Genomic DNA, 21418 nt, shown 5'->3' on the forward strand with positions numbered 1-21418 from the left:
CACCGCGTTCCCGGGCCCGCGCCTGCCGCGCCGGGGCGTCCACCCCCACCTCAGACAAGGAGCCATCCAGCCATGCCCGTCGGAATCGTCGGCGTGGGCGCCTACGCCCCGCCGCGTGTCATCGACAACGACCGGATCAGCCAGTGGGCCGACATCCCGAAGGAGTGGATCGCCGAGCGCACGGGCGTCCTCACCCGGCGGTACGCGGAGCCCGGCACCACGACTTCGGAGCTCGCCGCCCGGGCCGTCGAGGACCTCTTCGAGGGTTCCCCGCACCACCGTGAGCAGGTGGGTCTGACCGTCCTGGCGACCTCCACCCCGGACCAGCCGCAGCCCGCCACCGCCGTGCGCATGCAGCGGCTGCTGCGCATGCACAGCACCCCGGCGTTCGACGTCAACGCCGTCTGCTCCGGCTTCGTGTACGGGCTCTCGGTGGCCCATTCGATGCTGGGCGCCGACCCGGCGGCGGGGACCGCGCTGGTCGTGGGTGCCGACATGTACTCCACCATCATGGACCGCTCCGACCGGCGCACCGTGTCGCTGTTCGGCGACGGTGCCGCGGCCGTACTGCTGGGCGAGGTGCCCGAGGGGTTCGGCATCCACTCCACCCGGCTGTACGCGGAGGGCGACGGCGCGGACCTCGTGGAGGTCGCCGCGGGCGGCACCCGCGAGGCCGCGGACGAAGCCGCGCGCGGGGCGGGCCGCCACTACTTCCGCATGCAGGGGCGGTCGGTCAAGGAGTACGCCATGCAGATCATCCCCAAGGTGGTGGACGACGCGCTGAGCACGGCGGGCTGGACCGTCGACGACCTCGACCGGGTCTTCATCCACCAGGGCAACACCCGGCTGGTCGAGGCTGTGGCGGCGGAGCTCGGCGTCGACATGGCCAAGGTGCCGCTGACCGCGCCGGACTTCGGCAACACGGGCGCCGCGTCGATCCCCTTCACCCTCGCCCACGCCCAGCGGGAGCAGCCGCTGCGCCGGGGCGACAAGGTCCTGTTCGCCACGGTCGGCGGCGGCATGACCGCCGGCGCGGCCGCCCTCACCTGGTACTGACGAGGAGTTGTGCTGATGCGTCTGAAGGACAAGGTCGCCGTCGTCACGGGCGGCACCCGCGGACTCGGACGGGCGATCGCCGAGCGCTTCCTCGACGAGGGCGCCACGGTGGTCTGCGCGGCCAGGAATCCGTACGACATCGACAACCTGATCCGCCAGCTGCCGGACCGGGTGCTCTACCACGAGACCGACGTGACCGACCCCGGGAGCGTCGATGCGCTCATGGACGCCGCGGTCGCCGCCTACGGCCGGATCGACGTGCTCGTGGCCAACGCGGGCGTCAACCGCGACGGCAAGGTGGAGCGCCTCAGCCCGGCGGACTGGCGGGCCATGATGGACACCAACGTCAACGGCACGTTCCACTGCCTGCAGAGCGCCGCGCGCCACATGATCGCGCAGGGCGACGGCGGCCGGATCATCACCGTCTCCTCCAGCATGGCCAGCCGGGTGGCCATCGGCGCGGCGGGCTACTCCGCGACGAAGGCGGCCATCGAGACCCTCACCAAGGTCTCCGCGATCGAGCTGGGCCGCAAGGGCATCCAGGTCAACGCGCTGGCCCCCGGGGTCCTGGAGGACGGGATGGGCCGGGAGCTCTCCCAGAACCAGAAGGTGTGGGAGGCGTACCACCACCGCTTCTCGCTGGGCCGGGCGGGGACGCTCGACGAGGCCGCGCTCGGTGCCGTGTTCCTCGCCTGCGACGACAGCACGTACGTCAACGGCCACGTACTCGAAGTCAACGGAGGTCTGCTGTGGGCGTGAACCCGTCCGATCCGCGCGTCCGGCTCGTCGTCGCCGAGGGGATCGGGACGATCGAACTGTCGCGGGCCCCGGTCAACGCGCTCGACCACCAGGCCCAGGCCGAACTGCGCGCGGCGGCCGAGGAGGCGGCCGCCCGTACGGACGTCTCCGCCGTGGTCCTGTACGGCGGGCCCGAGCGGTTCTCGGCCGGGGCCGACATCCGCGAGATGTCGAGGCTGGAGCCGGTGGACATGGTCCTGTGGGCCGGCAGGCTCCAGGGCGCGTTCACCGCGGTGGCCGACATCCCCAAGCCGGTCGTGGCGGCCGTCACCGGTTTCGCCCTCGGCGGCGGCTGTGAGCTGGCGCTCACGGCGGACCACCGCATCCTCGCCCCCGAGGTCCGGATCGGGCTCCCGGAGATCAAACTCGGGGTGATCCCGGGCGCCGGCGGCACCCAGCGGCTGTCCCGGCTGGTCGGTACCGCCAAGGCCAAGGAGCTCATGCTCACCGGCCGTGCGCTGACCGCCGAGGAGGCGCTCGCCATCGGGCTGGCCGACCGGGTCGTGCCGCGCGACCAGGTGCTCGCCGAGGCCAGGGCCTGGGCCGGCCAGTTCGTGGGCGGTCCCGCTCTCGCGCTGCGCGCGGTCAAGCAGGCCGTCGACCTCGGGGCGGGCACGGATCTCAGGTCCGGCCTGGAGATCGAACGCACCCTCTTCGAGGGGCTGTTCGGCACGCAGGACCAGCTGGCGGGCATGCGGACCTTCGTCGAACAGGGGCCGGGCAAGGCGGTCTTCTCCGGCCGCTGACGGGGCGCGTGACAGGGGGTGGCCCCGAGAGGATCTCTCTCGGGGCCACCCCCTTCACCCGTGTGCGGGGCGGGGCCGGCGCGGCAGACCGGCCCCCCGGGCGTCACGGCGTGAGGATCAGCTTTCCGCGCGTGCCGCCCGCGGCCAGCCGGCGGTGCGCCTCCGGGCCTTCGGCGAGGTCGCTGACCTCGGCCACGCGCAGGGTCAGCACGCCTTCGTCGACCAGCCCGGACAGGACGGCCAGCTGGTCGCCGTCCTGCTCGACGAAGGTCTGGAGCACCGTGATCCCGCGCTCGGCCTTGGGCGGCTCGGGTGCGTAGATGGACACGGCCCGGCCTCCGTCCCGTACCGCGCCGATGACCCGCGGCGCGATGCCCGCGGTCTCCAGCAGGACGTCGGCGACGCCGGAGGGGACGGGCTCCTCGCTGGAGTACACCTCCGCGGCGCCCAGTTCACGGGCGAGCGCGGCGTCCTCGGGCCGCGCCAGGGCGATCACCCGGACCCCCCGCGCGGCGGCGATCTGGGTGGCGAACCCGCCGACGGCCCCGACAGGGCCGGTGATCAGCAGCGTCTCGCCCGGGCGGGGAGCGGCCTTCTCGAGGGCCTGGTAGGCGGTGAGGCCGCCCAGCGGCAGTGCCGCCGCGTGCACCAGGTCGACACTGCGCGGGGCGGGCGCCGCGAGGGCGGCGTCCAGGGCGACGTACTCGGCGTGGGTTCCGACGCCGGTGGCGTACTGGGCGGACATGGCCACGATGCGGTCGCCGGGGGCGAACCGGTCCACGCCCTCGCCCACTTCCTCGACGGTTCCGGACAGGTCCCAGCCGAGGATCAGCGGGAAGGGGTGGCCGATGCTCCCGGCCAGCTCGCCGGAACGGACCAGCAGGTCCACCGGGTTGACGGCGGTCCCCGCGGTGCGCACCAGGATCTGGCCGGGACGGGGGGCGGGGACGGGGAGTTCGGAGACCGTGAGGCGGCTCGGGTCGCCGTACTCGGGCAGGGTCAGCGCACGCATGGTGTGCCTTTCTCGGGAGATCGACTCAAACAACGGTCAATATAATTGCTTGCGGATGCATGTTAAACCTTCCTAGGATGACGGAACTGCCACTCACCCGCCCTCGCAGGAGGTTCCATCGCCATGCCCAGAACAACCACGCCGGCTTCCGTGGGCGGCAGTTCCCGGCTCCCGTCCCTGACGGGCATGCGCTTCATCGCGGCCGTGCTCGTCTTCCTGCACCACGGCATCTGGGTCAACGTCTTCTCGGACCAGGACGTGGTGTCCTTCTACCGGGAGCTGTTCATCAACGCCGGCCACGTCGGCGTCTCGTTCTTCTTCATCCTCAGCGGCTTCGTGCTCACCTGGTCGGCCCGCAAGAAGGACACCTTCGGCCGCTACCTGCGCCGCCGGGTGGCGAAGGTGTACCCCAACCACGTCGTGACCTTCGTGGCCGCCCTGCTCCTCGTGGCCACCACGACCAAGGCGTACCAGGCCGTCCCGAACCTGCTGCTCGTCCAGTCCTGGTTCCCGGCCTACGACGTGCTGTTCAGCGTGAACCCGCCCAGCTGGTCGCTGGCCTGCGAGGTGCTGTTCTACCTCTCCTTCCCGCTCCTGCTGAAGTGGGTCTCCCGGATCCCCGCCGCACGGCTGTGGTGGTGGGCCGCGGGGGTCGTCGCCGCCGTCTTCGGTGCGGCCCTGCTGGCGCAGTCCGTCCTGCCCTCGGACCCGGCCATGCCCGACGGCCAGCCGATCGGCCTCTACCAGTTCTGGTTCGTCTACGCCTTCCCGCCGGTGCGCGCCCTGGACTTCCTGCTCGGCATCCTGATGGCGAAGATCGTGATGAACGGCCGCTGGATCCGCCTCGGGCCGGCCCCCGCCGTCCTGCTCTTCGTCGCCTGCTACGCCCTGGCGAGCGAACTGCCCTACGTCTACGGGCTCAACGCCGCCACCATCATCCCGCTCGCCCTGCTGGTCCCGGCCGTCGCCGTCGCCGACGCGGAGGGCCGTCGCACCCTGCTGCGCGGCCGCGTCGCGGGCTGGCTGGGCGAGGTCAGCTACGCCTTCTACCTGGTCCACGTGGTCGTCCTGATCTGGGCCCGCGGGCAGCTCGGCAACCCGCAGGGCTGGGGCACGGCCGCCGGCCTCGGCCTGCTGCTCGCGGGGCTGGCCCTCAGCCTGCTGGCCGCCTGGGCGCTGCACGCCTGGGTGGAGCAGCCGGCGATGCGCCGCTGGAGCAAGCCGAAGGCCGACCGCGTCGCCCGCGTACCGGCCCAGGGTCAGAAGCCGGAGCCGGAGGCCCGCCCCGAGCCCGTGCCGACGGCCGGAACCGTCTGACACCCGACCGACCGCCCCGACGGTTCCCAGTCGCGGAGCCCCCACCCCATGGAAGTGCAACGATGAGCAGTACGACATCCGTCCGTCCGGAATCGATCGGCTTCGGGGGCGAGGCCAACCCCTATGCCCTGTACGCCCGGCTGAGGGCCCAGGCCCCGGTCAGTCACATGTCCCTGCCGGACGGCGGCGAGTTCTGGCTCGTGACCCGGTTCGCCGACGCCAAGGACGCGCTGACCGACCCCCGCCTGAGCAAGGACCCGAACAAGGTCGGGCCGCAGTGGCGGGCCACGGTCGCCCAGCCGACGGACGGCGAGGACGCCTCGCTGGTACGGCACTTGCTCAATGTCGACCCGCCGGACCACACCCGGCTGCGCCGGCTGGTCCACAAGGGCTTCACCCCGCGCCGGATCGAGTCCCTGCGCACCCGGATCCAGGAGATCACCGACGGCCTCCTGGACGGCATGGCCCGCCAGGAAGGGCCGGTGGACCTGCTGGAGCAGTTCGCCTTCCGCCTCCCGGTCACCGTGATCTGCGAGCTGCTCGGTGTCCCCCTCGACGACGTCGACCGCATCCACGACTGGTCGACGGCGCTCTCCACCCTGGTCGCCGACGCGGAGGGGCACGCCCGCGTCGCCGACGCTTCGCTGCAGCTCGGCAGCTACCTCGCGGAGCTGATCGAGCGCAAGGCGGTGGAGCCCGGCGAGGACCTGATCAGTGCCCTGATCGCGGCCCGTGACGACGACCAGCGGCTGTCGCACGCCGAACTCACCGCCATGGCCTTCCTGATCCTGGTCGGCGGTCACGAGACCACCGTCCACCTCATCGCCAACGGGATGCTCGCGCTGATGCGGCACCCCGACCAGATGGCCCTGCTGCTGAACGACCCGTCGCTGATCACCGGCGCCATCGAGGAGGCGCTCCGGTACGAGGGCTCGGTGGAGGTCGCCACCTGGCGGTTCGCCGCCGAGCAGATCGACATCGGAGGCGTCGTCGTCCCCCAGGGCGCGCCCGTGCTGATCTCGCTCGCGTCGTCGAGCCGCGACCCGGAGCGCTTCAAGGACCCCGACACCTTCGACATCACCCGCGGGGACTCGGCGCACCTCGTGTTCGGCCAGGGCCTGCACTACTGCCTCGGCGCCCCGCTGGCCCGGATGGAGGGGCAGATCGCCATCGGCAGCCTGGTCCGCCGGTTCCCGGGCATCCGGCTCGCCACGTCCCCCGAGTCCCTGCGGTGGCGCCAGGGCCTGCTGATCCGCGGGCTCTTCGAGCTGCCCGTACACCTGAGCTGATCCGTGATGCAGCCCTCCACGCGGGAGGCCTCCACCGCCGGGGCCTCCGTCTCCCTCCGGGACCGGCTGACGATGCCGGCGCCCGTGTTCGCGCTCGTGCTCGGCGTGTTCGGGCTCGGGACCGCCGAATCCGTCATCGCGGGTCTGCTGCCGCAGCTCGCCGGCGATCTGCGGGTGTCCCTGTCCGACGCCGGGCTGCTGGTCTCGGGCTATGCCCTGACCGTCGTGGTCGGCGGTCCCCTGGTCACCCTCGCGACCAGCAGGCTCGCCCGCCGTCCGCTGCTCATCGGTCTGCTCGCCCTGTTCACCGTGGGCAATCTGGCCGCCGCCCTGGCTCCCGGTTACGAAGCCCTGATGGCGGCGCGGGTGGCCTCGGCGCTGAGCCACTGCACGCTGTTCGCGATCTCCCTGGTCACCGCCGCGGAGATCGCGGGCCCCGAGAAGTCGGGGGCCGCCGTGGCGCGGATCATCATCGGCGTCAACCTCTCGACGATCGTCGGGGTGCCGCTGGGCCTGCTGCTGGCGCAGCGGTGGGGCTGGCGGGCGGCGTTCTGGGGGGTGGCCCTGCTCAGCCTGGCCGCACTCGTGGCGGTGGCGGTGCTGGTCCCCCGGTCGCGCACGCAAGCCACCAACAGCGTCGGCGCGGAGCTGCGGGTGCTGCGCGACCGCCGGGTGCAGGTGGCACTGCTGCTGACCGTGGTCGCCATGACCGGTGGGTTCGCGGCCTTCACCTACCTGACCCCGGTGCTGGGGCAGGTCAGCGGATTCGGTCCGCAGGCCGTCACCGCGCTGCTGTTCCTCTTCGGCCTCGGCTCGCTGGCCGGCGGCATCCTGGGCGGCAGGCTGGCGGACCGCGCGCTGATGGGCTCCCTCACCGCCTTCCTCGGCCTGCTCACGCTGGTGCTCCCGGCCTTCGCCGCCGTCGCCGCCGTACCCGTCGCGGCCGTGGCGGCCCTGGTCGCCTTCAGCGTGCTGTTCTTCGCGCTCAACCCCGGCCTGGGCGCGCGCATCCTCAACTCGGCCGGCGGCCGGGCTCCCACACTCGCGGTGTCGGTGAGCATCGCGGCCGTCCAGACGGCCATCGCCCTCGGCGCCTGGCTCGGCGGGCGGGTGCTCGACGCCGGGTTCGGCCTGACGGCCGTGTTCATCGCCGGAGCGGTCCTCACCTTCGTCGCGGGCGTCATCGCCTGGTTCGAGTGGCGGGCCGGACAACGGCCCCCGGTCCGCTCCGGCTCCGGCTCCGGCTCCGGCCCCCATGACGTTCCCGCTGCGAGCAGCGGGCGCACCGCCGCTCTCTCGACCGACTCCTAAGGAGCAGAAGTGACCAGTACCGTGACACGCAGACGGTTCGTTGCGGGAACTGCCGTCGGGGCCGGAGCCGCCGCGCTCGGCACCGGCGCCGCGGGCCTCCTCTCCGCCCGGCCCGCCTCGGCCGCCGAGGGCGCCGAGGCCGCCGACGCCGTATTCGGGCCCGTGACGGTCGGCCCGTCCGACGTCCGCTATCCCGACCTCATACGCGGCACGAACCAGCGCTTCGTCGGCAACCCGGAGTCGATCCGGGTCGTCGGGACGACCGCGCAGGTGGTCACCGCGGTGCAGGAGGCGGTGACCGCCGGCAAGCGGATCGCCGTCCGCAGCGGCGGCCACTGCTACGAGGACTTCGTCGCCAATCCCGCGGTCAAGGTCGTCATCGACATGTCCGTGATGAACAGCGTGTCGTACGACTCCTCCCGGCGCGCGTTCGTGGTGGAGGCCGGCGCCAAGCTGGGCCAGGTCTACGACCGGCTGTTCAAGGGCTGGGGCGTGACCGTGCCGGGCGGCGCCTGCCCGACCGTCGGGGCCGGCGGCCACATCCAGGGCGGCGGATACGGAGCCCTGTCCCGTAAGCACGGCCTGATCAGCGACTACGTGTACGCGGTCGAGGTCGTCACGGTGAACGGCAGCGGCACGGCGCGCTCCGTCGTGGCCACCCGCGAGGCGTCCGACCCCAACCGCGATCTGTGGTGGGCCCACACCGGCGGTGGCGGCGGCAACTTCGGGGTCGTCACCAAGTACTGGCTGCGCACGCCCGACGCCACCGGTTCCAACCCGTCCCAGCTGCTCCCGCAGCCGCCCTCCGAGGTCTGGATCTCGACCGTCAACTGGCCCTGGGCCGGGCTGACCCGGGACGGTTTCAGCCGGCTGATGAAGAACTACGGCGAGTGGCACGAGCGCTTCAGCGGTCCGAACGCCCCCGAGCTGTCCCTGTTCAGCGAGCTGAAGCCCGCGCACCAGGCGGGCGGCGCCGTGTCGCTGACGACCCAGGTCGACGCGTCGGCACCGAACGCCGAGCAGATGCTGCAGGGCTTCATCGACTACGTCGGCGCCGGTACCGGGGTCACGGCGCAGGTCGCCGAGCACCGCAAGGTGTCCTGGCTGCACGCCACCCAGTGGTCCGGTTTCACCGGCCCCGACCCGCTGTTCCGTTTCAAGGGCAAGCCGGCCTACCAGCGCAGGAACTTCACGGACAGCCAGGTCAGCGCCATGTACCGGCACCTGACCCGGACCGACTACGCCTACCCGGCCGCGTTGATGCTGATCTCCGCCTACGGCGGCAAGGTCAACACCGTCGCCCCGGACGCGACCGCCGTGGCGCAGCGCGACTCGATCCTGAAGGTGCAGGCCGCGGCGCTGTGGACCAACCCGGCCGATGACCAGAAGCACCTGACCTGGCTGCGCGAGTTCTTCCGCGACCTCTACAGCGAGACCGGCGGCGTCCCCGGCCTGAACGGCGTGACGGACGGCATGTTCATCAACTATGCGGATGTGGACGTCAAGGATCCGGCCTGGAACCCGTCCGGCACTCCCTGGCAGCGGCTGTACTACAAGGACAACTACGCGAAGTTGCAGCAGGTCAAGGCCAAGTGGGACCCGCGCAACGTGTTCCGGCACGAGCTCTCCATCGAGCTTCCCGCCTAATTACATGCTTGCACATGAAAGTATTTACAGGTAGGTTCACATGCGTGTCCGGATTGCGGATCGCCTCCGGAACCTTTCTGCATACCTGGAATTGACTAGTCGAAAGGTGTGACTCCTCATGAGCACGCAGACCTCTCAGCGCCTGCAGGGCAAGACCGCCCTGGTCACCGCTTCCTCCCGCGGCATCGGCCGCGCCATCGCCCTGCGCCTGGCCGCGGACGGCGCCGAGGTGGCCATCAGCTACCAGAGCAACGCAGCCGCCGCGCAGGAAGTCGTCGACGCGATCGTCGCCGCGGGCGGCAAGGCCGTCGCCTTCAAGGCCGACTTCGCCGTCAAGGAGGAGATCGAGAACCTCTACAAGGAGGTCTTCAACTCCTTCGGCAAGCTCGACATCGTCGTGAACAACGCCGGCATCGCCGGCAACGGCCCGATCGCCGACCTGGACGACGAGACCTTCGACCGCGTCGTCGACGTCAACTTCAAGGGCACGTTCTACTCGCTGCGCCAGGCCTCCGCCAAGGTCGCCGACGGCGGCCGCATCGTCAACATCTCCACCGGGTACACCCACGCGTCCTACGCGGGCGTGGGCGCCTACGCGGCCACCAAGGCGGCCGTCGAGGCCCTGGGCCTGGCCCTCGCCAAGGAGGTCGGCGGGCGTGGCATCACCGTCAACTCCGTGCTGCCCGGCCTGATCGAGACCGACCAGACGGCCCCGATCAAGGACCAGTTCCCGGCCTTCGCCTCGATGATGCCGCTCGGCCGCATCGGCCAGCCGGAGGACGTCGCGGACATCGTGGCGTTTCTCGCGAGCGACGACGCCCGCTACGTCACGGGCCAGTACATCGCCGCCGCCGGCGGCCTTGTCTGATCCCGCTCCCTGCCGCGCGGGCGGGGTCCTCCCCCGCACCCCGCCCGCGCACCCCTCCACCCGGTGCCCGTGGCCGCCCACGCCGACGACGAAGGACTGACATGGATTCCCTGGCCGAGGCCGTGCTGAGCGGAGCCTCTCCGGAGCAGTTGGAGGCGGCTCCGCTGCCGAGCGACTACCTCGCCGTCCACACGCTGGCCGAGGACGTCGACATGTTCCGCGGCGTCGCCGACAAGGACGTGCGCAAGTCCCTGCACCTCGGCAGGGTGCCGATGCCGCAGATCGCGCCGGACGAGGTGCTGGTCGCCGTCATGGCGAGCTCGATCAACTACAACACGGTGTGGTCCGCGACCTTCGAACCGGTGTCGACGTACGCCTTCCTGAACAAGCTGGGGAAGACGGGCGGATGGGCCGCCCGCCACGACCAGCCGTACCACGTGCTCGGTTCGGACGCCTCCGGCGTCATCGTCCGCGTCGGTGCGGGTGTGCGCCGCTGGCGGGCCGGCGACCACGTGGTCGTCAGCTGCGTCCAGACCGACGACCAGGAACCCGCCACGCACGCCGACGGCATGATGGCGGGCGAGCAGCGGATCTGGGGGTACGAGACGAACTTCGGCGGACTGGCCCACTACACGGTCGTGCGCGCCAGCCAGCTGCTCGCCAAGCCGGCCCATCTGACCTGGGAGGAGTCGGCGAGCAACATGCTCACGGCCGCCACCTCGTACCGGATGCTGGTCAGCGAGCGCGGCGCCCGCATCAAGCAGGGCGACATCGTCCTCATCTGGGGCGCGACGGGCGGCCTCGGCGGCTTCGCGGTCCAGCTCGTCAAGAACGCCGGCGGCATCCCGGTCGGCGTGGTCGGTTCCGAGGCCAAGGCCGAGCTGTTGCGCCGGATGGGCTGCGACGTCGTCATCAACCGCAACGAGATCGGTCTCGGCGGTGACGCCGCGCTGACCCCCGAGCGGACCATCGAGCTCGGCAAGCGGCTGGGCCGGGCCATTCGCGAACGCGTGGGCGAAGACCCCCACGTCGTCTTCGATTTCATCGGACAGGCGACCTTCGGCATCTCCGTGTTCGTCGTCCGCCGCGGCGGCGCCGTCGTCACCTGCGGATCGAGCACCGGCTACCAGCACACGTTCGACAACCGCTACCTCTGGATGAACCTCAAGCGCATCATCGGCAGCCACGCCGCCAACCTGCAGGAGCAGTGGGAGTGCAACCGGCTGTTCCGGCTGGGGATGCTCACGCCCATCCTCTCCGAGGTCCACGCCCTCGAGGACACGGCCGAGGCCGCTCGCCGGGTCCAGGAGAACCGGCACACCGGAAAGGTCGGCGTACTGGCGCTGGCCCCCGGGACCGGGCTCGGCATCACGGACCCGGGCCTGCGGGCCCGTATCGGCGAAGCGCGGCTGAGCCCGCTGCGCGCCCACGGCGACGCGTCCGCCGCCCCCGCACTCGCCGGGCGGCCGGCATGAAGGAGAAGGGCACGACGGGCATGGTGGAGAAGGTCGGCATAGTCGGCTGCGGCACGATGGGCGCGGGCCTCGCGGAACTGAGCGCGAAGGCCGGGCTCGACGTGCGCGTCGCGGTGAGCTCCGACGAGTCCCGCAACCGGGGACTGCGGCGCATCACCCGCTCGCTCGACCGGGGCATCGCCAAGGGCCGGATCTCCGAGCGGGACCGGGAGTCCGTGCTCGCACGGATCGACTTCACCACGGACCTCGGCCGGCTGGCCGACCGCCAGCTGGTGATCGAGTCGATCCGCGAGGACGAATCGGCGAAGCTGGAGGTCTTCCGGACCCTGGACAAGGTCCTCGAGGACGACAGGGCGATCATCGCCACGAACACCTCCTCGCTGTCCGTGGCCCGGCTGGCCCGCGCCACCGGCCGGCCCGAGCACGTCATCGGGATCCACTTCTTCAACCCGGTGCCGGTGCTGCCGCTGGTCGAGCTGGTCGAGTCGGTCCTGACCAGCCCCGAAACGGCGGCCCGCGCCGAGGAGTTCGCGGCCGCGACACTGGGCAAGACCGTCATCCGCGCCCCCGACCGGGCCGGATTCCTGGTCAACGCCCTGCTCTTTCCCTATCTGCTCTCCGCGATCCGGATGGTGGACAGCGGGCTGGCGACCGCCGAGGTCGTCGACCAGGGCATGGAGCTGGGCTGTTCACATCCGATGGGACCGCTCAAGCTCGCCGACCTGATCGGCCTGGACACCACCGTCTCCATCGCCGAGGCGATGTACGAGGAGACCAAGGAACCGCTCTACGCGCCTCCGCCGCTGCTGCTGCGCATGGTCGAATGCGGGATCCTCGGCAAGAAGTCGGGCCGCGGCTTCTACAGCTACAACTGAGACCGCCCCCGCGGCCCCTGCCGGACCCGGAACCACCGGGTCACTCGGCAGGGGCCGCCGGGTTGTGCCGGAGGCGGGCCACCAGCGAGGCGGTCCGCTCGTCGAAGGAGGCCACGTCCAGTGCCGTGCCGAGCTCCTTCTTGAAGGTGTCGACGGCCTCCGCGACCACCCGCTCGCCCGTCTCGGTGATCTGGGCGTAGGTGACCCTGCGGTCCTCCGCGCTGATGCTCCGGCCGGCCAGGTCGCTGTTCTCCAGCCGCACGATCAGACGGCTCATGGTGGACTGGCTCTGCCCGACGGCCTCGGCGAGATCCTGCATGCGCACGCCGCCCGAGCGCTTGTGCTCGGACAGGACGGTCAGCGCGGTGTACTCCGCGACGCTCAGACCGTGGGCGCGCTGGAGCTTCCGGTCGAGCGTGTTGCCGATCCGGTTGGTGAGCGCGACCATCTGACGCCAGACGTCGACCTCGCCGTCACGTCGCCCCTGGGCAGCAGCCATGTCTCTTCTCCCGAACCGTCACCTCGCCATCATTAACCCAATATTAATGCTTACGCAAACATTTACAAGTGTCCGGGTGGGCGAGGTTCGGATTCCGGACTCAGATTCCGTAGGCGGACCGGGCGAGTCCACGAACATTCTGCATCACCGCGGGGGCGGGCTCGACCTCGAGGAACTCCAGGACCCGGCGCACCACTCCCGCCGGATCCGCCACCAGATCGTCATGGCGTACGTCGAGCAGCCGGCCGGGCTCCAGCGCGCCCGCGGCACCGTCCGCCCGCGCCAGGTGCCGCTCCAGGTGCCCGGCCCACTCCCGGCGCACCCCCCGCGGATCCACCCGCGTCGACGTCGCGGAGCGCAGGGTGCTGGACAGCCCGGCCGTGGCGGCGACCACGTGCGCGAGCTCGCGGTGGACGCGGATCACCCGCGCATCGGGATACGCGTGCAGCAGGCCTCCGACGTAGGCGGCGTGGAACGGGTCGCGCAGCAGGAGCGTGGCGGCGGGAATCCGCGAGGTGACGGCCTGGAGCTGCGTGCGGTGGAAGGCGTACGCGTCGGAGAGGTCCCTGCCCTCCAGCCAGCGCAGGTACCGGGGAACGCGCAGCCCCATGCCGAACATCGGGCTCTGGAAGGCGTTGGCCAGCAGCCGGTGGCAGCCGCCGGGCCGGGTGGCCTCGCGCAGCCGGCCCAGCCTGCACTGCGGAGCGGACGCGCGCGAGCGCTCCACGCAGGTGCGGGCGCGCTCGATGAGGGTCCGCCGATGCCGGTAGTCGGAGCCTTCCGAGGCGGGGTCGAGCAGCTCCCACAGCACGGGGGAGTCCAGCAGCGGGTGCTCCACCAGCAGGTTCTGGAGCAGCGAGGCGCCGCTGCCGGGAAGCCCGGCGATGAACACGGGCCGGGTGATGGGCGTGGCGGAGATCGCCGGCGAGGCCTTCACCAGGGCGTGCAGCCGTCGCTGATGCGTCAGCGCCGCGACGAGCCGGTCGCGGACGGCCGCCCGGCCGGACGCGGTCAGCCGGGACTCGGCGTTCACCGACTCGACCAGCAGCTCCAGTTCGGAGAGGAACCGGAAGGACCCGGAACCCGCTCGCGCCGTACCGGCTCCCGCCGTACCGGCTCCCGCTGTCGCGGCGGCGAGCAGCTCGCCCGCGTCGAGGGGTCGGACCGGTTCGCGCCCGCTCGCCTCGATGCCTGGGTGGCGCTGCGCGTGCCGCTCCGCACCGCTCCTCACGCTCGACGGATCTCCCGAAGCCACAAGTCCCTTGACCGCCACTGCGCTCCCCCAGCCACCGATTTGCCCGATCCGGGGAGGCCGTGTCTGCGCCCCTCCGGTCACGCAGGACCTGTTTGGGCGCACCGGCGACTGCCACAGGACCTGCGACTCAACAAAAGAATACAGAACGCTCTCAATGTTTTCTAGCCAAGGGCCGCCCCGCCGAGCCGCGGCCCGCTCCGCCGTTGCCGACCGGCCCGCCCGGCGCGCGGGCGATACCGATGGGAATCCGCCAATCCAGTTGGTTAGGCGGCATTCCGGGAAGGCCGCCGGGCCGTCGCCAGTTGAGTTTGTGCCGGAACACACCGGGTGGGCCGGAATCTGGAGACTGCCCATGGCGAAACAGGAGAGAGCCGCCCGCACGAGGGAGGCGCTGGTGCGGGCGGCCGCGTCGGCGTTCGACGGCGCGGGGTACGAAGCCACCACGCTGGCCCGGATCATCCAGTCCACCGGACTCTCCATGGGAGCCCTGACCTTCCACTTCCGGTCGAAGGACGAGCTGGCGGACGCCGTCCAGGCGCGGGGCGAGTGCGCCGTGCGGGCCGCGGCGGAACGGGCCGCCGCGGCCGGGCAGCCGCCGCTGCGGTCCGTGGTCGCCCTGACCCTCGAGATCGCGCGGCTGCTGGAGGGGGACGCCGCCGTCCGCGCCGCGGCGCGGCTCGCCCGTGAGCGCGCCGACGGCTCGACCGCCTGGTCCGCCCTCTGGCTGCCCGTCATGGAGCGGCTGCTCGCGCGCGTGACGGAAGCCGAACTGCGCCCGGGCACCGACCGCGAGGCGGTTCTCGCGCTGGTGGCCCACCTCATCACCGGCGCGGAGGCCGACTCCCGCACCCGGGCCGCGGCCCCCGGTGACCGCCGCGACGGCGCCGAGCAGCAGCTCGCCCGCATCTGGGAGCTGGTCCTGCCGGGGATCTCGGGCACGGACCGGACCTAGGGTCTGTTGCGTAAAGTGGATCTTGTTCGTTCATGATCACGTGTTGTGGGACGTGGTGATCTGACGAATGGCCAGTGGGCCCGGCTTGAGCCGTTGCTGCCGCAGGGCATCAAGCCGGGGCGTCCGCAGGTGTGGATGTGGCGGGTGGTCCATTCGTCGACCCTTGACGGCCTCGGTCTCCTGTCCCAGACCCGGGTGCAAAGCAGGCGTCTCAGCTCTCGGCGGGGGCGGCGGGCTGGTCTGCTTGCCGGGAATCGGATCGCCATCAACGGGGTTGGTGGGGATGAACCGTTATTGGAGGGCCATGCGAGCGATTCAGGTGTACGAAGTGGGCGGTCCCGAGGTGCTGCAGGAGGCCGAGGTGGACCAGCCGCGGCCGGGTCCGGGCGAGGCGCTCGTGGAGGTCGCCGCGTCCGGGGTCAACTTCCTCGACGTCTACCACCGCGAAGGCCGGTACAGCCTCCCGCTGCCCTTCACCCCGGGCGCTGAGGGCGCCGGCACGGTCGTCGAAGTGGGACCCGGCGTCGCTGACGTCGCAGTCGGGGACCGGGTCGGTTGGGTGGAGATTCCCGGCACGTATGCCGAGCGGGCCGTCGTGGACTCCTCCCGGCTGGTGCCGCTGCCCGACGATATCGGCTTCGAGACAGCCGCCGCCGTGCTCCTCCAAGGCATGACCGCGCACTATCTCGTCAAGGACGCCTACCCGGTTCAGGGGGGCGACACGGTGCTCGTGCATGCGGCTGCTGGTGGCATGGGGCTGCTTTTGACCCAGCTCATCACCCATCTCGGCGGCAGGGTGATCGGCACGACGTCGACCACGGCGAAGGCCGAGCTGGCGAAGCGTGCCGGGGCCGCTGAGGTGATCCTTTCCTCCGCAGTCGACGATCTCGCAGCCGAGGTGAGGCGGCTCAACGGCGGTCAGGGACTGCCGGTTGTCTTCGACGGCGTCGGCGCGCACACCTTCGATGCGAGCCTCGCCAGCCTGCGAACCCGCGGCCATCTCGTGCTCTTCGGCGCGGCAAGTGGTGCCGTGCCGCCGTTTGATCCGATTCGGCTCGCCCACGGCGGTTCGCTGACCCTGATCCGGCCCAGCCTCGGGCACTTCATCGCCGATCGGTCCGAACTGCTCCGACGGGCCGCCGATGTGTTCGAGTGGGTGCGCTCCAAGGCGCTTGAGGTCACCGTAACGGGCCGCTACGCATTGTCCGAGGCCGCCCAGGCCCACAGCGATCTGGAGGCTCGCCGTACCACCGGCAAGCTGCTCGTCGTACCCGATGCGGCCGCTATTGGACGCCGCGAGGAGACGCAGAGCTGATCGCGGGTGACGAGGTCGGGGATCTTGGAGACTGAGATGTCGAGGGCATGGCCGACCGTCATCCCCAAGATCCCCGACAGCGTCAGGCCAGGCACTCAGCAGGCCAAGATCAAGTTCTGGCGGGTTTCTGGCGTATCCGGGTCACACCCCTTGATCCCCGTGGGTTCATGGAAACCGAAGGTTCTTCAGCGCGAGCCCACGGGTGCACCGGTGTGCGTCAGGCCGATGCATCCGTGGGTTCGGGTGAAACGCGGGGATGCTGAGCGATCCGAGGGGCTTCGGCGGTAACGTCGGCCGGACGTCCTGGGGTTATGACGGCCGCCCGCCGAACTGCCAGTTGTGCACCTCAATGTCGGCGTACCGGTCCGGGGTCAGGGTGGCGCGTGCCGTGTCCGGGTCCGGCGCCCGGAGCAACGCCGCCGTGCCCAGCCAGGTGGCGCCGTTGTCGGACAGCAGTGGCCCGTAGGCGATCAGCTCGTCGCGGTCGGGCGGCAGTGCGAGGTCGGCGGCATGCCCCGTGCCAAGGCCGAGCACCAGGTACCGGTTGCCGCCGGTCCGGCCGCCGGGGAAGTCCCACATGGTGCGCCCCAGCGTGTTGCGCCACCGTCGCAGCAGCACGTCCCGGTAGACGCCGGCCTGGTAGTTCGGCTCGTCGAAGGCGAACGCGCGGGCGGCGACGGGATCGGGCAGGTCGACGATGTGCATGCTGCCGGTGGGTGTGTCGCCGTCGCTGGCGAGGGTCGGGCCTCGGGCGATCATCTCCTTCGCGTACCGGTCCATATATGACCAATGCTCTTGCAGTAGCTCGTCGCGCAGCGGCAGGGAGCCGGGCCGGTCGCGGTGGTAGCAGAGGAACTCCATGCCCATAGGGTCTCTTCAACGAGGTGACCAGGTCGAGCGGGTTTCACTGCGATGACCGCTCGGCAGCCTCACCCAGAAGCACGCGTGCCGAGTCCGCGTAGCGGATGGCCGTCTTCTCGTCGATGCCGAAGACGAGCGCGAGGTGGAGCGGATCGGCGCCGTGGGTGAGGGCCTCTTCGAGCTGACGGTCGACGCGGAGCCGTTCGAGGGTGGCGGTCTGGCCGCGAAGCGCCGCTGAGACGGAGACACCGCTGACGGGCCCGGTCTCCAGCGCGGTCTGCTTGTTGATCAGAAGGTGCAGGTTGGCGGTGTCGGGCCAGCGGCGTCGCCGGTGGTCCAGCCAGGCAAGGGCGAGCTGCAGCGTCAGCTCGTCCAGGGGCCGGAGACGGCCGTTGATGACCAGTCGGCGGTTGCCGATGTCGAGGTCGTCAAGCTGGAGACGGCGGATCGCGCCGGGGCGGGCGGCGTGGACGGCCGCGAGGGCGAGGACCAGTCGGTCCGCCGGCCGTATCGGGCCCATACCGGGCAGGGACTCGATGATCTCCGCCTGCGGGTGACCGCGGAACGTGTCTCGGATCTGCTTGTCGATCCGCTTGAGGCGCTCGTCCAGGGCCAGGACCTGCGCGGCCAGGTCCGCGACGATCTGGGCGGCGACGTCCTCGCCGGGCAGCGCGGTGTGCTGGGCCTGCGCAGCTTCCAGCGCAGTCGCGGCAACCGCGTCGGCGCCGCGGTTGGCCAGCCAGGATGTGAGTCGGGACCGGCCGCGACGGCGAAGGGCGGCCGGGGTCTGGTAGCCGGTCAGCAACACCAGCGCGCCCTTGTGGCCGCTGTAGTCGAAAGCCCGCTCCAGCGCGGGGAAGATGCCGGTCAGCACGTCGCGAAGCCGGTTGATCAGCCGGACCCGGTCGGCGACCAGGTCGGATCGGTGGGCGGTCAGCAGGGCGAGGTCCGCGGCCAGCCGGGCGGGCACGTCGATGACGGCGAAGTCCCGGCGCTGGCGGGCCGTTTCGGCGATGACGTAGGCGTCACGGGCGTCGGTCTTCGCCTCGCCCCGGTAGGCGCCCGACATGCGGTTGACCGTGCGGCCGGGAACGTAGACGGCCTGCTGGCCGTGGGCGGCGAGCAGAGCCAGCAGCAGCGCGGAGGACGTTCCGGAGATGTCCACCGCCCAGTGGACCTCTTCGGCCAGCTCCAGGATTTCGCCGAGCGCGGTCAGGATCGCCGACTCGTCGTTGTCGATCTTCTTCGACCACAAGGTCGCGCCGGTCTCATCGACCGCCGCCGCCCAGTGGTGACCCTTGCCCGCGTCGATGCCGGCCCAGATGCGGGCCCGTCGCTCGCTCACTCGCCCCTCCCCAGTTCCAACAGCATGCCGTCGGCCCGAGGAACACCCCGCTGTCATCTCCGTAAACAGCGACCGCACGAAGCGCGCACATCTCAATCAGCAGCCAGGGCGCCCCGGAAAGCCGGGCGGCCACTCCTTCCAAGCCACTGAAGGCAAGAACGCATCAGCCACACCCGGCCCTCCCGGGCCGCCTAACAACTTACGGAGCACGCATGCTCGGCCTGTCGCAGGAGGCCGCTGACCTTCATGTCGTTGATGCGCTGGCACGGATAGCCCTCCAGCATCCCCCCGTAGGTCGTAGCCATCCGGAGCTCGGTGAGCTCGATCGAACGACCGGACGAGAGGGTTATGTGGCTCAGCGACATGCCGACACCCTACGCGCATGATCCGCTTCCGATACACGCCCTAGCGGGCGCCCGGGCCTACCCGCCCGCTCGGGTGCCCGTGCCGGCCCGGTACCCCCGGTGCCCGTCGAGGAGGACCCGCAGCCGCCTGCGGCCCCGGTGCAGACGGGAGTTGACGGTTCCGTTCGGAATGCCGACGAGTGCGGCGATCTCCTCGTACGGCATGCCTTCGACGTCGGCGAGGTAGACGACGGTCCGGAAGTCGCCCGGTATCGCCCGCAGCGCCTCGCTGACCACCGGGTCGGGGATCCGGTCCATGACCTGGCACTCCGCCGACGGCAGCCCCCCGGAGGTGTGCGAGGCCGCGCCGGCGAGCTGCCAGTCCTCGATGTCCGAGGCGTGCGCGAAGCGCGGCTCCGCCCGCTGTTTGCGGTAGTCCGAGAGGAAGGCGTTGGTGAGGATCCGCAGCAGCCAGGCCCGCAGGTTGGTGCCGGGGCGGAACTGGTGGAAGCTGCGGTACGCCCTCGCGAACGTCTCCTGGACCAGGTCCTCCGCGTCCGCGGAGTTGCGGGTCAGCCGAACGGCATGGGCGTACAGCAGTTTCCGGTGGCCGAGGGCGTCCCGCTCGAAGCGGGCCGAGCGCTGCTCGTCCGTCTCCGCGGCGCAGACCGTGGTCGTGTCCGTCATGAACACAAGATTACATATAGAGCGCTTTTTTTTCTTTGTGTACGGGGAACATCCTCGGCGGTCCGGCCGACTCCGGGTCCCCGCGGGTCAGATGGCGGTGCAGCCCCCGTCGACCGGGACCGCGCCGCCGGTGACGAAGGAGGACCGGTCGCTGCACAGCCATGCGGCGGCCTGCGCGATCTCCTCGGGCTCGCCCATCCGCCGCTGGATGCCGCGGGAGCCGGCGGACTTCTCCGCGCCCGGCCTGCCGCGCAGCGCCTCCTCCATCAGCTCGGTCCGGACGGTGCCCACCACCAGGGCGTTCACGCGGATGCCGCGGGCGCCGTATTCGGCCGCGGCGGACTTGGTCAGGCCGAGGACGGCGTGCTTGGCCGCGACGTACGGGGCCAGCGCGCCCGTCGCGAACAGACCCGCCGTACTGGAGGTGTTGACGATCGAGCCCCCCTGGCCGAGCTCCAGCATCACCGGGATCTGCGCGCGCAGGCAGTTCCACACCCCGCGCACGTTGACGTCCATGATCCGGTCGTAGAGCGCGTCGTCGGTCTCGTGGAGGGCCGTTCCCCGGGTGCCCCAGCCGGCGTTGTTGAAGGCTCCGTCCAGAGCTCCGAAGGTCTCGACGGTCGCGGTGACCGCCCGCTGGACGTCGGCCGTCGAGGTCACGTCCCCGGTGACCGTCACGACCCGCCCGCCCGCCGCCTCGATCTCCTCGGCGACCTGGCGCAGCCGGTCCTCCCTGCGCGCCATCAGCGCGACCGCCGCGCCCTCGGCGCTGAAGAGGCGTGCCGCCGCTGCCCCGATGCCGCTGGAGGCGCCGGTGATCATGATCGTCTTGTCCTGGAGCATCGGCTGCCCCTGACGTGCGGAGTCCGCTGAACGCATGGCGTGCTCTCTACCTCGTCGGCTCGGTCGGGCTGAAGTCGGGCGCGTGGTCGGCGGCCCAGGCGGCGAAGGAGGCCGGCGCCCGTCCGGTGACGGCCTCGACGTCGCCCGCGCTGTCCCGCGACGCGCCGGCGGAGCGCCGCACGGCCGCTTCGAGCAGGGCCTGGGCGAGCGGCTCCGGAAGGCGCTCGCGCCACCGGGCGAGCGCCTGGTCGGCGGTGAGCTCCTCGAACCCGATCGGGCGCCGCAGAAGTCGGGACAGCTCCTGGACCTGTTCCCGGACGCTGATGGGTTCGGGGCCCGTCATCGCGTACGTGCGCCCCTCGTGGCCGGGTTCCGTCAGTGCCCGCACGGCCACGGCGGCGACGTCCCGGGGGTCGACGCAGGCGGTCCGGGCGGTTCCGCCGAGCGCTCGGACCACTCCCCCGGCACGGATCGACGAGGCCCAGGCCAGGGCGTTCGACATCGGGGTGCGCATGCGCAGGACGGTCCAGCCGAGCCCCGAGGTCCGCAGCAGTTCTTCGCTGTCGCGGTTCCAGCGGGCGATCAGATCGTCCGCGGCCGGGTCGGCGACGGCGAGCCAGGACAGCTTGACCGCCTGCCGGACACCGCCGGCCCGCGCGGCGGCCAGGATGTTCTCGTCGTCGGCGGGGCGCAGCGGGTTCGCCGTCACGACGAAGACCGCGTCGGCTCCCCGCAGGGCACGCTCCAGGCCCGGCCGGTCCTGGTAGTCGCCCGGTACGAGCTCGCCGCGCAGCCCGATCCGGCGGGCCTTGTCCACGTCCCGGGCCAGCACCCGTACGTCGGCACCGGCGGGGAGCATGCGGGCGACGTGCCGCCCCACGGCGCCGGTCGCGCCGGTCACCACCACCTTCGGCGCCACCCGC

19 protein-coding genes and 1 pseudogene are annotated in these 21418 nt (G+C 71.4%); 12 read left to right on the forward strand and 8 right to left on the reverse strand.

Annotation, left to right across the window (positions count from 1 at the left end; all coding sequences use genetic code 11):
• Nucleotides 1–72: 72 nt before the first annotated feature.
• From AB0O21_RS18765 to AB0O21_RS18775, 3 genes are read left to right on the forward strand one after another with little or no spacing between them, the layout of a single operon-like run.
• Nucleotides 73–1056 carry a ketoacyl-ACP synthase III gene (locus tag AB0O21_RS18765; RefSeq protein ID WP_365172248.1) on the forward strand — a complete coding sequence of 328 codons (984 nt, stop codon included), beginning with the start codon at nt 73–75 and terminating at the stop codon, nt 1054–1056.
• Nucleotides 1057–1071: 15 nt separating this feature from the next.
• Nucleotides 1072–1815, forward strand: coding sequence for an SDR family NAD(P)-dependent oxidoreductase (locus AB0O21_RS18770; RefSeq protein WP_365172249.1), 744 nt, complete (start codon nt 1072–1074; stop codon nt 1813–1815).
• Nucleotides 1812–2600 (forward strand): enoyl-CoA hydratase/isomerase family protein, encoded by a 789-nt coding sequence (locus AB0O21_RS18775; protein ID WP_365172250.1) that lies wholly within the window; start codon nt 1812–1814, stop codon nt 2598–2600. Before AB0O21_RS18770 ends, AB0O21_RS18775 begins: the two co-directional genes overlap by 4 nt.
• Nucleotides 2601–2703: 103 nt before the next feature.
• Here AB0O21_RS18775 and AB0O21_RS18780 read toward each other — a convergent pair whose 3' ends face one another.
• Complete coding sequence (locus AB0O21_RS18780) at nt 2704–3612, reverse strand: NADP-dependent oxidoreductase (protein ID WP_365172251.1); 909 nt, start codon at nt 3610–3612, stop codon at nt 2704–2706.
• 123 nt (nt 3613–3735) lie between these two features.
• On the opposite strand from AB0O21_RS18780, the gene AB0O21_RS18785 reads away from it, so the two are divergent.
• The 7 genes from AB0O21_RS18785 to AB0O21_RS18815 all read left to right on the forward strand — a co-directional run bounded on the left by AB0O21_RS18785 (nt 3736) and on the right by AB0O21_RS18815 (nt 12394).
• Complete coding sequence (locus tag AB0O21_RS18785; protein WP_365172252.1) at nt 3736–4929, forward strand: acyltransferase; 1194 nt, start codon at nt 3736–3738, stop codon at nt 4927–4929.
• A 62-nt stretch (nt 4930–4991) separates the two neighbouring features.
• Nucleotides 4992–6218: a cytochrome P450 gene (locus AB0O21_RS18790; protein ID WP_365172253.1), complete on the forward strand. Its 1227-nt coding sequence runs from the start codon at nt 4992–4994 to the stop codon at nt 6216–6218.
• 6 nt (nt 6219–6224) lie between these two features.
• Nucleotides 6225–7529, forward strand: coding sequence for an MFS transporter (locus tag AB0O21_RS18795; RefSeq protein ID WP_365172254.1), 1305 nt, complete (start codon nt 6225–6227; stop codon nt 7527–7529).
• Between the two features lie 9 nt (nt 7530–7538).
• Complete coding sequence (locus AB0O21_RS18800; RefSeq protein WP_365172255.1) at nt 7539–9176, forward strand: FAD-binding protein; 1638 nt, start codon at nt 7539–7541, stop codon at nt 9174–9176.
• A gap of 118 nt (nt 9177–9294) precedes the next feature.
• Nucleotides 9295–10044, forward strand: a complete 750-nt coding sequence (locus AB0O21_RS18805) for an SDR family oxidoreductase (RefSeq protein WP_365172256.1) — start codon at nt 9295–9297, stop codon at nt 10042–10044.
• A gap of 101 nt (nt 10045–10145) precedes the next feature.
• Nucleotides 10146–11519 carry a crotonyl-CoA carboxylase/reductase gene (gene ccrA, locus AB0O21_RS18810; RefSeq protein WP_365172257.1) on the forward strand — a complete coding sequence of 458 codons (1374 nt, stop codon included), beginning with the start codon at nt 10146–10148 and terminating at the stop codon, nt 11517–11519.
• Nucleotides 11516–12394, forward strand: a complete 879-nt coding sequence (locus tag AB0O21_RS18815) for a 3-hydroxybutyryl-CoA dehydrogenase (RefSeq protein WP_365172258.1) — start codon at nt 11516–11518, stop codon at nt 12392–12394. Before ccrA ends, AB0O21_RS18815 begins: the two co-directional genes overlap by 4 nt.
• A gap of 40 nt (nt 12395–12434) precedes the next feature.
• On the opposite strand, the gene AB0O21_RS18820 is transcribed toward AB0O21_RS18815, so the two are convergent.
• Together AB0O21_RS18820 and AB0O21_RS18825 are read right to left on the reverse strand one after the other, a co-directional pair.
• Complete coding sequence (locus AB0O21_RS18820) at nt 12435–12893, reverse strand: MarR family transcriptional regulator (protein ID WP_365172259.1); 459 nt, start codon at nt 12891–12893, stop codon at nt 12435–12437.
• A 100-nt stretch (nt 12894–12993) separates the two neighbouring features.
• Nucleotides 12994–14124: a sulfotransferase gene (locus tag AB0O21_RS18825; protein ID WP_365172260.1), complete on the reverse strand. Its 1131-nt coding sequence runs from the start codon at nt 14122–14124 to the stop codon at nt 12994–12996.
• 376 nt (nt 14125–14500) lie between these two features.
• Here AB0O21_RS18825 and AB0O21_RS18830 point away from each other — a divergent pair, with 376 nt between their 5' ends.
• The gene (locus AB0O21_RS18830) at nt 14501–15100 is read left to right on the forward strand and encodes a TetR/AcrR family transcriptional regulator (RefSeq protein WP_365172261.1); all 600 of its coding nucleotides are present in this window, start codon (nt 14501–14503) and stop codon (nt 15098–15100) included.
• A 304-nt stretch (nt 15101–15404) separates the two neighbouring features.
• Nucleotides 15405–16415 (forward strand): quinone oxidoreductase, encoded by a 1011-nt coding sequence (locus AB0O21_RS18835; protein WP_361752216.1) that lies wholly within the window; start codon nt 15405–15407, stop codon nt 16413–16415.
• 309 nt (nt 16416–16724) lie between these two features.
• Here the strand turns inward: AB0O21_RS18835 and AB0O21_RS18840 are convergent, their stop codons facing one another.
• From AB0O21_RS18840 to AB0O21_RS18860, 5 genes and pseudogenes are all read right to left on the reverse strand, one after another.
• On the reverse strand, nt 16725–17276 hold the full coding sequence (locus AB0O21_RS18840) for a YciI family protein (protein WP_365172262.1): 552 nt from the start codon (nt 17274–17276) through the stop codon (nt 16725–16727).
• Nucleotides 17277–17757: 481 nt separating this feature from the next.
• Nucleotides 17758–18621 (reverse strand): annotated as a pseudogene (locus AB0O21_RS18845) (IS110 family transposase); the annotation flags it as partial.
• Nucleotides 18622–19043: 422 nt separating this feature from the next.
• Nucleotides 19044–19652: a sigma-70 family RNA polymerase sigma factor gene (locus AB0O21_RS18850; protein WP_365172263.1), complete on the reverse strand. Its 609-nt coding sequence runs from the start codon at nt 19650–19652 to the stop codon at nt 19044–19046.
• An 87-nt stretch (nt 19653–19739) separates the two neighbouring features.
• A complete protein-coding gene (locus tag AB0O21_RS18855) occupies nt 19740–20531 on the reverse strand; it encodes an SDR family oxidoreductase (RefSeq protein ID WP_365172264.1) in 792 nt (263 codons plus the stop codon).
• Between the two features lie 10 nt (nt 20532–20541).
• Nucleotides 20542–21414 (reverse strand): NAD(P)H-binding protein, encoded by an 873-nt coding sequence (locus AB0O21_RS18860; protein WP_365172265.1) that lies wholly within the window; start codon nt 21412–21414, stop codon nt 20542–20544.
• Nucleotides 21415–21418: the final 4 nt, after the last annotated feature.

This window comes from Streptomyces sp. NPDC091371, assembly GCF_040684275.1.
In the GTDB taxonomy this organism is placed as follows: domain Bacteria; phylum Actinomycetota; class Actinomycetes; order Streptomycetales; family Streptomycetaceae; genus Streptomyces.

Coding starts and splice junctions, on each gene's coding strand:
- AB0O21_RS18765 (WP_365172248.1), top strand. CDS start 73: ATGCCCGTCGGAATCGTCGGCGTGGGCGCCTACGCCCCGCCGCGTGTC.
- AB0O21_RS18770 (WP_365172249.1), top strand. CDS start 1,072: ATGCGTCTGAAGGACAAGGTCGCCGTCGTCACGGGCGGCACCCGCGGA.
- AB0O21_RS18780 (WP_365172251.1), bottom strand. CDS start 3,612: ATGCGTGCGCTGACCCTGCCCGAGTACGGCGACCCGAGCCGCCTCACG.
- AB0O21_RS18785 (WP_365172252.1), top strand. CDS start 3,736: ATGCCCAGAACAACCACGCCGGCTTCCGTGGGCGGCAGTTCCCGGCTC.
- AB0O21_RS18790 (WP_365172253.1), top strand. CDS start 4,992: ATGAGCAGTACGACATCCGTCCGTCCGGAATCGATCGGCTTCGGGGGC.
- AB0O21_RS18795 (WP_365172254.1), top strand. CDS start 6,225: ATGCAGCCCTCCACGCGGGAGGCCTCCACCGCCGGGGCCTCCGTCTCC.
- AB0O21_RS18805 (WP_365172256.1), top strand. CDS start 9,295: ATGAGCACGCAGACCTCTCAGCGCCTGCAGGGCAAGACCGCCCTGGTC.
- ccrA (WP_365172257.1), top strand. CDS start 10,146: ATGGATTCCCTGGCCGAGGCCGTGCTGAGCGGAGCCTCTCCGGAGCAG.
- AB0O21_RS18815 (WP_365172258.1), top strand. CDS start 11,516: ATGAAGGAGAAGGGCACGACGGGCATGGTGGAGAAGGTCGGCATAGTC.
- AB0O21_RS18820 (WP_365172259.1), bottom strand. CDS start 12,893: ATGGCTGCTGCCCAGGGGCGACGTGACGGCGAGGTCGACGTCTGGCGT.
- AB0O21_RS18830 (WP_365172261.1), top strand. CDS start 14,501: ATGGCGAAACAGGAGAGAGCCGCCCGCACGAGGGAGGCGCTGGTGCGG.
- AB0O21_RS18835 (WP_361752216.1), top strand. CDS start 15,405: ATGCGAGCGATTCAGGTGTACGAAGTGGGCGGTCCCGAGGTGCTGCAG.
- AB0O21_RS18840 (WP_365172262.1), bottom strand. CDS start 17,276: ATGGAGTTCCTCTGCTACCACCGCGACCGGCCCGGCTCCCTGCCGCTG.
- AB0O21_RS18850 (WP_365172263.1), bottom strand. CDS start 19,652: ATGACGGACACGACCACGGTCTGCGCCGCGGAGACGGACGAGCAGCGC.
- AB0O21_RS18855 (WP_365172264.1), bottom strand. CDS start 20,531: ATGCGTTCAGCGGACTCCGCACGTCAGGGGCAGCCGATGCTCCAGGAC.